Annotated in this window: 7 protein-coding genes; 5 read left to right on the plus strand and 2 right to left on the minus strand. The window is 55.5% G+C overall.

Annotated features, from left to right (window positions below):
- Positions 1-657: 657 nt before the first annotated feature.
- Both DFP98_RS14115 and DFP98_RS14120 read right to left on the minus strand, forming a co-directional pair.
- On the minus strand, positions 658-1,536 hold the full coding sequence (locus tag DFP98_RS14115; protein ID WP_116061252.1) for a carbohydrate ABC transporter permease: 879 nt from the start codon (positions 1,534-1,536) through the stop codon (positions 658-660).
- A 32-nt stretch (positions 1,537-1,568) separates the two neighbouring features.
- Complete coding sequence (locus DFP98_RS14120) at positions 1,569-2,429, minus strand: ABC transporter permease (protein WP_246016540.1); 861 nt, start codon at positions 2,427-2,429, stop codon at positions 1,569-1,571.
- Positions 2,430-2,746: 317 nt separating this feature from the next.
- On the opposite strand from DFP98_RS14120, the gene DFP98_RS14125 reads away from it, so the two are divergent.
- The 5 genes from DFP98_RS14125 to DFP98_RS14145 all read left to right on the plus strand — a co-directional run bounded on the left by DFP98_RS14125 (position 2,747) and on the right by DFP98_RS14145 (position 14,444).
- Positions 2,747-4,444 carry a type 2 periplasmic-binding domain-containing protein gene (locus tag DFP98_RS14125; protein ID WP_116061254.1) on the plus strand — a complete coding sequence of 566 codons (1,698 nt, stop codon included), beginning with the start codon at positions 2,747-2,749 and terminating at the stop codon, positions 4,442-4,444.
- A gap of 80 nt (positions 4,445-4,524) precedes the next feature.
- Positions 4,525-6,258 carry a sensor histidine kinase gene (locus DFP98_RS14130; RefSeq protein WP_220377097.1) on the plus strand — a complete coding sequence of 578 codons (1,734 nt, stop codon included), beginning with the start codon at positions 4,525-4,527 and terminating at the stop codon, positions 6,256-6,258.
- Positions 6,251-7,903 (plus strand): response regulator, encoded by a 1,653-nt coding sequence (locus DFP98_RS14135; RefSeq protein WP_116061256.1) that lies wholly within the window; start codon positions 6,251-6,253, stop codon positions 7,901-7,903. Before DFP98_RS14130 ends, DFP98_RS14135 begins: the two co-directional genes overlap by 8 nt.
- Before the next feature lie 116 nt (positions 7,904-8,019).
- Positions 8,020-9,372 carry a GH39 family glycosyl hydrolase gene (locus tag DFP98_RS14140; RefSeq protein WP_116061257.1) on the plus strand — a complete coding sequence of 451 codons (1,353 nt, stop codon included), beginning with the start codon at positions 8,020-8,022 and terminating at the stop codon, positions 9,370-9,372.
- 275 nt (positions 9,373-9,647) lie between these two features.
- Positions 9,648-14,444: an alginate lyase family protein gene (locus DFP98_RS14145; protein WP_246016541.1), complete on the plus strand. Its 4,797-nt coding sequence runs from the start codon at positions 9,648-9,650 to the stop codon at positions 14,442-14,444.
- Positions 14,445-14,539: the final 95 nt, after the last annotated feature.

Raw genomic sequence — 14,539 nt, forward strand, 5'->3', positions numbered from 1 at the left:
CAGAAGACGGATAGAGTCAAGCTTGTCGAGGAGAATCAGCGCGTCATACTACGTTAGGCAAAGATAAATGAATATCCAATTTTGTGGAAAATCGCATCTCCTGTTCCTGCTCTGATTTTTTGGCTTACTGGGAAGAAAATCAAATGGGAAAATATGAAACCAAATCACAATATTGGATTAGGCCTCACCCTTCGACTATTATGTCAGGTTTGATGCATGACTAGTGCTTTATATCAGGTGTATAGTTACACTTTTCAATACCCAGATTTTGTTTGAGAAACCGGGTTAAGATTCTTATTCTGCGTTTCCACAAAGGCGTATCTAGAAATAGGATGGTATCCGCCATTTCAAATAAACAACGATAGGAGGGACGGTCCGTCCCTTCGAATATCCATACGCCAAGGCTGTCAATGTCCTTAATAACCTCAATCTGCTCATCTGCGGTTCGTGTAAACCTTCCAGTCTCCGTTCGATGATGAACGATAAGATCTAACTCATACCAAGGAATTTTTAGTGTTTCGGATAGCCGCTTGGCTAGTGTTGTTTTACCGCAATAAACAAACAAGATGTAGGAACGGTTTCAGTCCCGGTGATGCAAGAGGTCATCGGGACTGTTTCCATTCGAGTTCAATCTCAAAGTGCGTTAGGGTTGCTTCTCTACTCCTTCACCGCCCCGACCACGATCCCTTTCACGAAGTACTTCTGCAGGAACGGGTACACCATAAGAATCGGCAGAGCGCCGATGAACACTTGCGCCGCCTTCACCGTTCGATTGGACATGTTCTCCGCGTCGAAGCCGCTCATCGACACTTTCATCGTGTCGAGCTGGATCAGAATCGTCTGCAGGAACGTCGCCAGCGGATAATCGCGAATATCCCCGATATAGATAAGCGCGTCGAACCAGGAATTCCAATGGAACACCATCATGAACAGCGACAAGGTCGCCACGGAGGGCAGCGATACCGGCAAGAAAATAAGCGTTAATATTTTCAACTGGCTCGCTCCGTCGATTAGGGCGGCTTCCTCGAGCTCTTTGGGAACGGAGCGGAAGAAGCTCATCATGAGCACGAGCAGCCAGATATTGACGGCAACAGGCAGAATGAGCGACCAGATGGAATTCAGCAGGCCGAGCTTCTGAACGACGATATAGGAGGGGACGAGCCCTCCGTTGAACAGCAGCGTAATGATGAAATACCACGAGTAGAACGAACGCGCTTTGAACACGCTGTTGTCTTTGGACAACGGATAAGCGGCCAGAAAAATGACGGACATGCCGATCGCTGTCCCCGCTATCGTGCGTATGACGGACACCCAGAGCGAATGAAGAAAGTTTGGGTTGTTCAGCGTCTTGCGGTAGGCGTCGAACGTAAAATCAACCGGCCACAGCCCGACCTGGAAAGCGTTGGCCGGCCCTCTGCCGCTGAAAGAAACGGCTAGCGTATGGATCATGGGTAGTAGGCAGGCAACTGCGATCAGCGCGAGCACGATATAGTTGAAGACGTTAAACGTCCGGTAGGCGGTTGTTTTGTAATACATAGTCGCAAGTCTCCTTGTCTAAGTCTCATGATTTAGAACACTCTATAGTTGGCGATTTTGTAAGCGAGCCGGTAAACGGCGACAACCAGCACACAGCTGATGACCGACTTGAACAGACCTACCGCGGTAGCGAAGCTCATTTTGCCGTCCAGAATGCCGACTCGGTATACGAAGGTATCGATGATATCGCCGGTTTGATAGACCATCGGATTGTACAGGTTGAAGATTTGATCGAATCCGGCGTTCAAAATATTGCTCAGCGACAATACCGCACAGACGACGGTAATCGGAACCAGAGAAGGGAGCGTAATGTGGAGCGTCATTTTCCAGCGCCCCGCTCCGTCCACTTCGGCGGCTTCATATAGCGAAGGGTTGATCCCGGCCAGCGAAGCCAAGAACAGAATCGTGCTGAAGCCGAATTCTTTCCACACCTCGCTTACGACCAGCGTAAAGCGGAACCAGCGGTTGTCCCCCAGAAAGAAGATAGGCTCCAAGCCGAACCAGGAAACGAGCAACCGGCTCACCATTCCGCCTTCCGGAGACAACAGGTCGATCAGGATCGACCCGAGAATCACCCACGATAGGAAGTGGGGGAGATAGACCATCGTTTGCACCGCTCGTTTGAAGGCTATTTTGCGGACTTCGTTCAACAGGAGAGCGAAAACGATGGGTACGGCGAGACCGAATAGGATTTTCTGGAAGGCGATAATGAGTGTGTTCCAAATGACCTGAACGCTGTCTTCGCGTTCGAACAGCAGGCGGAAATGATCCAATCCGACCCAAGGCGATTGAAACAAGGGATGCCATGGCTTGAAATCCTGGAAGGCGATGACCAGACCGGTAATCGGCAGGTAGGAGAATAGAAAGGCCAGAACGACGGCGGGAAGCAGCATGAGGTGGAAGGGAAGCGTCCTGGATGAGAGGAGCGGACTTCTCCGCCGGCCGAATCGTTCTGAAGGGGGTGTGCGGTGAGGCGCAGTAGTATCTTTCATAGTTGTTGATACCTCTTTTCTTTTTCATCTATAATTAAATCTATCACTGCGCCCGGAGCGGCTATATAACGTTCTCTTAGTCTGGCATACGACTCTGTTAGCTGGGAGGGTCGACGCTAAAATCGTGCTATCTCCGCTTAAGATCGTCTTATTTGAATCCTCGCATGCAGCTTTTACAATTTAGGAGGAAACGGACAACTGACTTGGGGGATGAAACGATGAAACACTGGAGAAAAGCCAGGCTTTTGTTGCTCGCCACTGTCCTGGCGATGTTGGTGGCAGGCTGCTCGAACGGTTCGGAAAGCGGGGATCATGGGCAGGCGAACAGCGGAACGGAGGGGACCCCGATTGAGGGGAATGCTCCTGTGTTGAAAGACGGCAAGTACGATCCGCCCGTCGTGATTACGACCGTCAGAGGCATGCCTGCGCCGGCAACCTATAAGAACGGCGAGTCGGCGGACGATAACGTGCACTACCGCTGGGCCAAGGAGAAGCTGGGGATCGAGATCAAAAATTTATGGTCGGTCGTGGACACGAACAATGCGTACGATACGAAGGTGAAGCTTGCGCTCTCGTCGAATGAATCTCTGCCCGACGTCCTCATCGCCTTCGGCGAAACCGCGCAGCTGCTCATGGAGTCCGGCAAGTTCCAGGATGCCGGCGAGCTGTTCGACAAATATGCCGGCGAGGCGTGGAAGAAGGCGATGGCCGAGAGCCCGACGGCCTGGTACGAATACACCCGCGACGGGAAGCGGCTCGGGATTCCGGTGCTCGAATACGAATACAATTTCGATCCGCTGCTGTGGGCGCGGGAGGATTGGATGAAGAAGCTGGGACTGCAGCCACCGAAAACTTTGGACGATTACGAGCGCATGCTGGACGCGTTCGCGAACGGCGATCCCGACGGCAACGGCAAGAAAGATACGTACGGAGCGGTAGCGGGCTTCAAAAACTCCTACGCCGATCCTTACAGCTTCTCGTCACTCGTATTCGGCGCATACGGGGCGATGCCGGATATGTGGCTGAAAAATCCGGACGGCTCGCTGGCGTACGGGTCGGTGCAGCCGCAGATCAAGCCCGCGCTGGCCAAGCTCAAGGAGTGGGTAAGCAAGGGCTACATTCCGAAGGAAGCGTCGATCTGGGATGTCGACAAAGCCGGCGCGTTTATGGCGTCGGGCCGTGCGGGCTCCGTCGGCGGACCGTACTGGGCGGACGTGTGGCCGATCGGTACCGATCTGCAGAAGAACACGCCGGGTGCGCAGCTCGTCACCTACGAAGCGCCGACCGGCCCGGATGGCGGCAGAATGATTCCGGGCAAGCCGAATTACATCGGCGGGATCTTCATCAACAAAAACATGAAGAACCCGGAAATTTTCTTCACGTACGGTAATTACCTGTATGACAACATCGCCGATCCGAAGCCGGGAAGCGAATGGGAGCACGGCTGGGCCAAGGGGTACGATTGGGATATCGTCGACGGTGAGCCAACCTATGATTTCAACAAGATTCCGGGCGGCGGGGTCCGTGTCTTCTTCTACAGCCTGCTGTATCACGGGCCGCGTATCCCCTCGCAAAATTTACTGGCTCTGAACAATGTGGCGATCCATAACAAGGCGCAAACGCCGTATGAGAAAATATGGTCAGGCTTCGCCACGCCACTGGAAATGAAAGCGGCCGTCAGCGTGTGGAACCAGCGCGATTCCCAGGTCAAAAACCTGTTCACTGGAGGCAACACGCCTACAATGAAGGAAAAGTGGGATTATCTGCGTAAAATCGAGCTGGAAACGTACGGCAAGATCGTGTTCGGCAGCGATCCGGTCGATGCATTCGACGCCTTCGTGGAGCAATGGAAATCGCAGGGCGGCGAACAAATTACGAAGGAAGTCAACGAATGGTATAAATCGGTTTCTGAATGAATAGAAAGGCGGGCAACGCTTCCCGGGCGGAGTCCGTCTTTTGCGTTTCACAAATATGGGAGACAGGTGTGGTGGCGTGCATGAATCGGCGGTTGACCATTTTCGTGAAAGTTGTCGTGCTGGTGCTGGGTCTGCTGATTCCGGTCATTGCGTTGTACGCGTATTCCAACCAGCAGTCGGTGAGCGTAATCAAAGACGAGATCAGGGAGATGAATTTCAGCAAGCTGGTTTTCCTGTTGCATCAGATGGATGCGCAAATCCAGCAGTTGTCTACGAACTCGCTGACGATGATCAACGATCCGGCTGTAAGGGAACTGAATTATATGGAGGAATCAGAAGAATTCTCCGAGTGGAAGAAGCTGATGGGAATGGTTCAGGATCACATCAATCTGCAGGCGTCTATGAGCGGATGGGTGTCGGACATTACCGTCTGGTCCAAGCAAGCCCGCGCTGTCGTCTCTACCGATAAGCGAACCGTCTTGTACGACGAGACGATGTTCGCCGACCAGTTGGCCAGGGGATGGCGGTTTAAGCAGGACACGGAGAAGAGTGCATTCGTCTGGTTCTCGGTATTGCCTTTATCCGCTTACGAGCAGCCTGACGAAGCACGCATGATCGTTCGCATCAGCTTCTCGACGGCCTATTTGCAAAACATGCTCGACGGCTACAAGGCGAACGGAAACGGCAATCCGTTCTTGTACCATCCCGAGTTCGGCGTCGTGACCAATCGAACGGCCGATCAGGACGATATCCGGGAATTGAGCCGGTTTCTATCGCAACACCCTCCGAAGCCTGCCGTGGAGGCTCAGACCGTCGAGCTGAACGGCCAGGAGTTTATGGTTAGCTCAATTCAATCGCAGAGCCTGGGCTGGCATTTGGTCGATTTTGTTCCGATGGACACCGTGCTTGCTCCGATCAACAAGAGTCGCAACCTGTTTTATATATCCACGCTTGTTTTGCTCTGCATGAGCGTTCTCGCTTCATTCGTGCTTTACCGCAACGTTCAAGTGCCGATCCGCAAGCTGATCCGGAACGTACAGCGCATTCGAAAAGGCGATTATTCTACCCGGATCAAAGGGGACGGCGGCAGCGAATTCTCCTATTTGTTCCAACTTTTCAACGAGATGTCGCAGGAAATCGAACAACTGGTCGGCAAGGTATACGTCGAGCAGCTCCGCTCCAAGGAAGCGATGCTGAAGCAGCTGCAGTCGCAGATCAATCCGCATTTTCTGTACAATTGCCTGTTTTATATCAAAAGCATGGCGCGGCTGGGCGACGAAGAGGCGGTCGTGGCGATGTCTCTGAGTCTCGGTGAATATTTTCGGTATACGACCCGGCTCGGGAAGCAGACGGCTACGCTGCAAGAGGAAATGGACATGCTGGGCCATTACTTAGCGATTCAAAAGATGCGGCTTGGACGACTCGATTGCCGGATTGAAATCCCGGACAAGCTGCTGACGATCGAATTGCCCCGGCTCATTCTCCAGCCCATCGTGGAGAACGCGCTAGTGCATGGCATAGAGCCGTGCGAGAGCGCAGGGTTGCTGCGTTTGACGGGGGTAGACGAAGCGGGCGAATACCGGATCGTCGTCGAGGACGACGGTAGCGGGATGGAAGAGGAAGCGATGGACAAGCTGGAGCAGCACGTCATGTACAGCAGCAGCGAAGGCGAGTCGGGCTACGGACTGTGGAACGTCAATCAGCGGCTAAAGCTCATATTCGGCAAGCAGTCGGGCCTCATTCTCTCCTCGAGCGACCTCGGCGGCTTGAAAGTGACTGTCACGATTCGAAAGGAGGGGATGGACGATGTATAAAATTTTGATCGTGGACGACGAGAAATTCGTAGTGGACAGCTTGACCGGCACGTTGCCGTGGAATGAGCTCGGCATCGGGGAGGTGTTCGGCGCATATTCCGCCCGGGAAGCGCTGCAGATCATCGAGCAGCATCACGTCGATATCGTCCTGACCGATATTCGGATGCCGGGCATGGACGGCATTCAACTGATCGAACGCATTCGCAGCTTGTCGTTCAATACGGAATGCGTGCTGTTGACCGGATATGAGGAGTTCTCCTATGCCAAACAGGCGATCCGTCATCAAGTTGTCGACTATTTGCTGAAGCCGGTTAGCGATGATGCGATTATCTCGGCGATTCGCGGCATTACCGGCAGGCTGAACGAGAAATGGGAGCAGATCAGCTCCTATCAGCGGGCCGTCTCCACGTTGAACGAGCAGCTGCCGGCTTTGCAGGCCGATCTGCTGCGCGACTTGCTGAACGGCCGCAAATTCGGAGCGCGGCTTCTCGGGGACAAGCTGCGTGTGCTGCGCTTGCCGTTCGGTTTGGACGATACCGTTGCGCTTATGCTGATTCGTCTCGAAGGCGAGTTCGCCTCCGAAGAATACCAGGACCGGTGGCTGATCGAATATGCCATCATCAACATGGCCCGGGAGATCATGGCGCAGGATTTCCATTTGTGGTCCTGCCGAGATGCTCACGATTATTTGGTCGTGGCGGCAGCTCCGCGTTCGGCGGAAGGCGCTGTCGGAGAGATGCCGGAAGGGATGGGGCATGCCGATTTGCTGGAACGGCTGGAACGCGGGGCATGTCTGCTTCAGGAAAATGTCGCCACGTTTCTGAAAGGGAACGTCTCGGTCGTCGTAGGCGGACAAAGCGAGTTTCCGGAAGGCTTGCCGAAGCTCCATGCCGAGGTGCTCGCGCTCATCCGCACGCAGATCGGCAGCAATCAGGGTTTCTTCATGACGGCCCGCCGGGTGCCGGAGCGGGAAAGCATCGATTCGCTGTCCGCCCTCCATAAGCCGCCGTCGTTGCTCCACCTGTTCGAGGCGGGATATTGGGAGGAGATCCGGATCAAGCTGGACAGCGTCTTCGCGGAGCTGGAGCAGCTCGGCGGCCGTGGAGGGGCGACGCACGAATATGCCCTTGAGGTCTACCACGCCTTCTCCGCCGCCCTGTACCATTATGCCCATGCGAACGGTCGGCCGGTCTTGGAGCTGTTGCATGACGGCAAGCTGTATTTGTCGGAGGAATCGCTGTCGGTCCATCGTCTGCGTGAATGGGCGAAGGCGGTTTGCGATGCGCTGCACCAGACGGCGAACAAGGAAATGAGCAATTCCAGGACGGCCGTGGTTCACATCGTTCAAGATTTCATTCATCAGCGGCTTAGCGAGGATGTGTCGTTGCAGACGCTGGCGGATCATGTCGGGTGGCATCCGGTTCACCTGTCCAAAGTGTTCAAGCTGGAAACCGGGGAAATGCTGAGCGATTACCTGCTGCGCATCCGGCTGGAGCGAGCGGTACAGCTGCTCAAGAGCAGCGAACTGCGAATATTCGAAATCGCGGCACAGGTCGGGTATTTGACGACGTCTTATTTCATTAAAGTGTTCAAGAAATACTATGGCGTCACGCCTCAGGAATACCGAAATGCGGGGGATGGCTAACAGAACGACATGCGCGCTTAAGGATGCAATATGGAATCCGGGCCCCGCGTCTTTTACGATGGGAATAAGGTCTCGGCCGATCGCAAAAATGCCGGGTTCCATAGGAGGAGAACTGCATGCTGCAAGAGATTAAAGTGGATTTGAGCAAAAGGAGCGGTACGATCAAGGTGCTGCACGGAGTCAACAACGGCCCCGTCTGTTACGGAGAGCTGATCGACGTTTCGCATCATTACACGGAAGCGGGTATTCCGCTCGTGCGCTTGCACGACCCGAACTGGCCGTATCCGCGGGAGGTCGATATCAGCGCCGTGTTCCCGGATTTCTCCCGGGATCCCGAGGATCCGGCCGGCTACGATTTCTCCCGAACGGATACGTATATCCGCTCGGTGCTGGATACGGGGGCGAAGATCGTGTACAGGCTCGGCCAGAGCATCGAACATACGAAGATCAAATACGATGTTCATCCGCCCCGGGATTACGGCAAGTGGGCGCGCATCTGTCTCAGCATTATCCGTCATTACAACGAGGGCTGGGCAGACGGCTTTCATTACGGCATCGAATATTGGGAAATCTGGAACGAACCCGATCTCGGGAATATGATGTGGTCCGGAACGGCGGAGCAATACTACGAGCTGTACCGCGTCGCCGCGACGGCGATCAAGGCGCGGTTCCCGGAGCTGAAGGTGGGCGGCTACGCGTTAAGCCAGCCGCAAAGCGAGTTTCTTCCGGGATTTCTCGCGTATTGCCGCGAGCATGCGCTGCCGCTCGATTTCTTCTCCTGGCATACGTATACGGTCGAGGTGGAGCGGTTGACTGCCAACGCGGCGTTGATGCACGAGCGGCTCGTCGAATACGGCTTCGCGGATGTGGAAGTCCACCTGAACGAGTGGAATTACGCCGATTTGAACGACTGGACGCAGAGGCTGTGGGCCAGGGGCAGCGGCAAGGCCAGGCGCGACACGTTCGAGAAAGCGAAGGGCGTTCAAGGGGCCTCGTTCTGCGCTGCCGCGCTGATCGCCTTGCAGGATGCCCGGGTCGACGCGGCCAATTACTACGACGGCCAACCGAGCGCGTTGTTTTGCGGACTGTTCGATTATTACGGGGTTCCGCAGAAAACCTTTTACGCTTTCGTCGCCTTCAATGAGCTGGTGAAGCATCCTTATCGGGTTGCGGTTACGGTTGGGGGAGGCACGGCAGCGGCCCAAAACGTATATGCATGCGCAGGAACGAACGATAGCGGGCAAATCGCCTTGCTGATCAGCAATCCCAAAGAGAAGCCCGCCCGGTGTAAGGTCATCGTTGAAGGATGTGAGGCAGGCATGTCAAGCACACTGTCCCGGCTGGATGCCGACCATGATTTTCAGCCGGACGAGACGTTATCCATGAGTTTGGAAAACGATGGCGCCGGCGCAGGTTCGCTCGAAGTGGAGATGCCCGGATACGGCGTCGTGTTGATCCGGATCGGATAGCGCTGCAGACGAAAAGCGATATGTAGAGTTTTCCCGCTTGTCGGATGAACAGGCAGCCGGTGATCGTTCGGACCGGCTGCCTGTTATCAGTAGGCAGCGATCTTCCAATCGGTTAAGCCCGCTTAAATATGTACTATTGACGGTTCGATCGCCAGAATACTACTCTAAAGCTTGTTGAGCGAGCCGATTTACGGAAGCGCTTGCATTGCAACCAATCGTCCTAAAAAGAGTGCCCATCAAAATTCATTTAGGTAAAGGGGGAAAAGGAATTGAAAGTGACAGCCTTTGCAAAGAAAAAGCTTGCGTACCTTCTCGCAGTCGTCCTTCTGCTAGGACTCGGACTACCCGCGCCTGCGACCTCATACGCCGACGCTTCGAATCCGGTCGCCAACGGCGGCTTTGAAGCGACGGACGCGAACGGAACGCCGTCCGGGTGGGCATTCGGCAGATTCAGCGGATCGTACGTCGCGACAGCGGATACGGCGGTGCATGCCGAAGGGCTGCGGTCGCTCCGCCTGCAGGCGGCGCAAACGGCGAGGGTCGCCGTCTATCAGGATGTTCCCGTAATCGGAGGTCACAACGTAACCCTTAATCAAAGCATAAAGCTGGAAAACATTGTTTCCACAAGCATAGGAGTAACGATTCGCGTTCAATATTACAATGCGGCGGGGAGCAGTTTGGGCAGCACGATATACGGCGGATGGAAAGGCACGCAAGATTGGTTCCGTCTTGGCTATGTCCTTCAACCCCCAGTTGCCGCAGTGAAAGCAAGGCTGGAATATTTCCTGTGGGAAGCTTCCGGAACCGTATGGTTCGACGCCATTCAGTTGGATAATTCGCCGCCTTCGGGCGGGTTGCTGCGCAACGGAGGGTTCGAATATCACGACAGCAGCGGGAAACCGACGGAATGGACGTTCGCCGGATACAGCGGAACGTACGAATCGGCGGTGAGCGCTGCCGACTACCACGAAGGACTCAAGTCGCTGCGCATTCACGCGGCTGCACCTGCGCGGGTCAGCGCCGTCCAAGACATCTCCGTCACTCCCGGGCAATATTACAAGCTGAGCCAGTGGGCTAAGACGGATGCGGTCGAAGGAGAACTCGGGGCTGTGCTGCGCGTGCAGTATTATAATTCGGCGAACACAAGTCTGGGCTCCGTTTTGTTTGACGAGTGGAAGGGAACGAACGACTGGTTCTTCTCCTCCTTCTATATTCGGCCGCCTGCGAACGCAGTGAAAGCAAGACTTGAGTATTTCCTATGGAACTCTTCGGGAACGCTGTGGCTCGATAACGTATCGGCCGTTGCGAGCAAATATCCGCCCCCGGAGGTGACGAAAGCCGTTTATCGGCCTAACGGGGAAGCGCATGTTTTTTGGAACAAGGGTTCCATGACGGGCGAAGGCGTAACGGTTTCCGTATATGCGCATTCCGCGCCGCTTGACGACGGTAACCTCCCTTCGGCCGTACTTGTGCAGTCGGGCATCCCGATTGCGGCAGGGAACGCATCGTTCATCATCGATCCCGTGACCTATCCTTATGCCGGAATAGTCGCTCAACATCCGTCCGACGGGGAATCGGCGGTAGCCGGCACACGTCTTGAACCTTATCAGATTCCCGTTCCGTCGGCGTTCGAAAGCATTCGCGGGTTTGACGGAAGCATCGTGTCGGCATGGAAAGTATCGGATGAAGACGCCGTAATCCTGACGGGCGCAACCGTCTCGTTGTATACCTACAATGTGCCGGTAACAGGGCAAAATCTCGCGCAAGCCCGCCTGTTGAGCAGCGGCATACCCGCATCCCACGCAAGTGCGGAAAGCATTCCCGGAGGAGGCTCGGCAACCGATGCGTATATCGGAATGGTGATAACCGATTCGCAAAGCGCGGCGTCCGCGGTCGTCCCGGCTGAGATCAAGACAGTCTCGCAAATTCTGCCGAAGGTTGACAACCAGGCTCCTGCGGTCCGAAGCCATCCGTTCCTATTTTACTCGTCCGAAACGCTAGACCTGGCCAAGACAAAAATAGAAACGTACTCGTGGGCGGAAAACGCTTTTCAACAGATGAAAAAACGCGTCGATCCGCTTGTCGCAGCGCCCGAGATCGTCTACCCGATATTCGGCGCCGGCACGCGCGAGGCCTCCGACCCGATTATTCAATTTATGACGAAAACAAGGGATGCCGGTCTCTTGTACCAGTTGACGGGAGAACCGCAATATGCCGAGTACGTCAAAAAAGTGCTACTCGGGCTGGCCTCCTCTTATTTGGATCTGCCCTATGTGGACACGACGAGGGCACGCTGGGATTTCGAGCTGCTCGCGGAAATCCGGCATATGATGCATTTGATGAGCGCCTACGATTTGATAATGCCGAGCGGAATTTTGAATGCGGAAGAGCAAAGCCTGATCAAAAATCGGCTGTTCCTGACGAATTACGAGAACAGCAGACGTTATATCGAAAACAATCCGAATATGCGTTATTCGAACTGGGTGACCTGGATGGATTTCTCCGTCGGGGCGACGGGGCTTCTGTTGAACCGTCCCGATTGGGTCGATTTCGCGGTGAACCATCCGGTTACCGGCATCAAGAACAACCTGCTGAACAATGTGAATGAAGACGGATTTTTTCTCGAAAACTCAGTCGCCTATCTGAAATTCACCACCGCGGCCTCCATCGGCTTCGCGGAGGCTCTGTACAACGCGAATCTGGATCTGTACCATACGCCGCTGAGCGGCATTCGGGAGAGGGACGGTCTCAGCATACAAAACAAATACCCGATCCGGGAAATGCTCGCCGCGCTCGATTATTACCGGTTCTCGAACAACGCCGTGCCGCCTGTCGGGGATTCGGGCATCCTCGCCTACAGCCCGCTGATCAGCATCATGCTGAACGAAAGCGAGCTGGCTTATGCGCGGTACGGGCTCGATCCCGCACTCGGCAAAGCGCTGGCCGCCGCGGTATGCTTCGACCGTTCGGGAATGCCGCGCGACGCCGGTTTTATTTACGCGGAGCCGCTCGACAGCATCGCGCCGGGGCCGTTTACGATCGGCACGAACGATTTCGCGAACGCCGGCTACAATTGGCTCGGCAGTACCGTCTTGGAAGATACGGGAGCGATATTCTTCCGTTCGCCCGGGGACGGAAACGAGAGCAATCTCAACATGTATTGGGACCCTTACGGCGCCGCTACGGGCCACTATCATTCGGATAAACTAAGCTTGAATCTTCACATGCTGGGTCAGAAAGCCGTTCAGGAAGCAGGCTCCTTCGCCTATGACCAAACGGGACCGCAAATCCCTTGGGGCCGGACTACGCTTGCCCACAATACGATCGTGGTCGACGAAACGAGCCAGGCGCCGCAAGCTTTCGCGCCGTGGGCGATGTGGGCCGGAGATACGGCCGGGCGGTCCTCGGCGGGAGAGAAAAAGGCGCTGGGCATCGGCCCTGTATTCAAGGTTATCCGCGCTTATAATGACAAAGCGTACGGAGGGGCTTTGCCGATTTACGGATCTACCTTCAGTCAAACCAAGCTCGAAGACCGCCTGTTCGATACGAAGCTCGACCGGACCGTCGCGATGATCGACGATTACGTGATCGATCTGTTTCATGTGAGCAGCCCCGGACCGCATCAATACGATTATGCGCTTAACTTTCCCGTCTCGCAGCAGACGGGCGCTTACGCGGGCGATGCGCCGCTGCAGCCGGTTTCCGGTCCGCTCGGCGCGAAGAACGGCTATGATAAAGTCGACTCGGTCAGCCGCGCGACCGCCAATCAGGATTGGACCTACACGCTGGCGCTGGACGATGCCCATGTCGGCATTCGCATGATCGGCGAACCGGGCACGGAAATCATAAAGGGATCGACCATCGGCGACAACTCCATTCTGATTGCCCGGAGGAGCGGGCGGCAGGAAACGCACTACGCTTCTTTAATCGAGCCGTACACGAACGCATCTAATATCCAGCAGTTCGCGTATACGCCGGTTGCAGGCCCGGTCAAAGGATTGAAAGCGGAGCATCTCGACGGCGGCAAAGATTACTTGCTCGTCGGGCAAGGAACGGGCGTGAAGTCAACCTCCGAAACGACGCTGTCAACCGACGGCAACGTCGCGTTCAAGCGCCTTGATCCTTCAGGCGCGACGGCAGCGCTCGCTTTCACCGAAGGAACGAATGCGTCGGCAGGGAATGTCACCATAGGGACGGACCGGCAAGCCGGCAGTCTGCAGTGGACGAAGCTCGGCTCCGGCAGCGCCAGGGTCGATTTCATGGGCGATGCCGGCACGGTCATTACGGTTGCCGACGTACCGTCCGATCGGAACGTGTACGTACTGGATGCCGACGGCCATGCCGTCAACCAACTGGCGGTCGTTCGCAGCGGCAGCCAAGTGTCGTTCGCAACCGATGCGGCTCGCCAGGCGTTCTGCATCTGCACCGCCGGTTCACTTGCAGAGCTTCCTCCGGCCGATAAAGTATCCGTAGAAAGCGACAATCCTTACTCCAATTTGCCGTCGGCGGTTCTGGTCGAACCGGGCAGCGACAGTCCGGGTAGCGTGAAAATCACCGTGGAAGCGGAGCAATTCGCCGCGCAAACCGGAGGCAGCGTCACTCTGACGGATAAGCCGGGAGCTCAACCGGCTGGCGCGATCAACTCGTTCAGGGGATGGGACGATATCGGGCACACGCTCCAATGGAACGTGCACGTCGACGATCCCGGTCAATACCTGGTTAGGCTCCGCTATGCAGCAGCGCTTGACCAATCGTACCGGACGTTCCGAATCGACGGTGCCGGCGACTACAACATCTACTTCCCGAACACGGGCGGCTGGAACGATTGGGATCTCATGGCGCTGCATCATCCGAGCGGCGGTTACCTTCTGTTCACGTTGACGGAAGGAGATCATACGATCACGATGACGAATTCCAGCTTAGCGGACGGCACCGGCACGAACCTGGACTACATCGAGCTCGTTCGTGTCGGCGATACGCCTATGAGCATCGCGGACATAAGCGGCTTGATCGATCGCTTTGCCGCTCAGGGCGAGCTTCGCGAACCGCTGCTCGCCGTTTGGGAGGATTGATTCCATCAGGCGCCCTACCGACGGTGGGGCGCTTTTTCCGTCTTTCACCGGAAGGTATGAATATTCCGTTACCCTTCTCAAGGAGGCCATCAAGT

Origin of the sequence: Cohnella phaseoli (assembly GCF_003386235.1) — a bacterium.
Taxonomy (GTDB): domain Bacteria; phylum Bacillota; class Bacilli; order Paenibacillales; family Paenibacillaceae; genus Cohnella; species Cohnella phaseoli.

What these genes read in the sequence shown, in the direction of transcription:
- DFP98_RS14140 (WP_116061257.1), top strand. Translation starts at nt 8,020, where the DNA reads ATGCTGCAAGAGATTAAAGTGGATTTGAGCAAAAGGAGCGGTACGATC.
- DFP98_RS14120 (WP_246016540.1), bottom strand. Translation starts at nt 2,429, where the DNA reads ATGCTGCTTCCCGCCGTCGTTCTGGCCTTTCTATTCTCCTACCTGCCG.
- DFP98_RS14125 (WP_116061254.1), top strand. Translation starts at nt 2,747, where the DNA reads ATGAAACACTGGAGAAAAGCCAGGCTTTTGTTGCTCGCCACTGTCCTG.
- DFP98_RS14135 (WP_116061256.1), top strand. Translation starts at nt 6,251, where the DNA reads ATGTATAAAATTTTGATCGTGGACGACGAGAAATTCGTAGTGGACAGC.
- DFP98_RS14115 (WP_116061252.1), bottom strand. Translation starts at nt 1,536, where the DNA reads ATGTATTACAAAACAACCGCCTACCGGACGTTTAACGTCTTCAACTAT.
- DFP98_RS14130 (WP_220377097.1), top strand. Translation starts at nt 4,525, where the DNA reads ATGAATCGGCGGTTGACCATTTTCGTGAAAGTTGTCGTGCTGGTGCTG.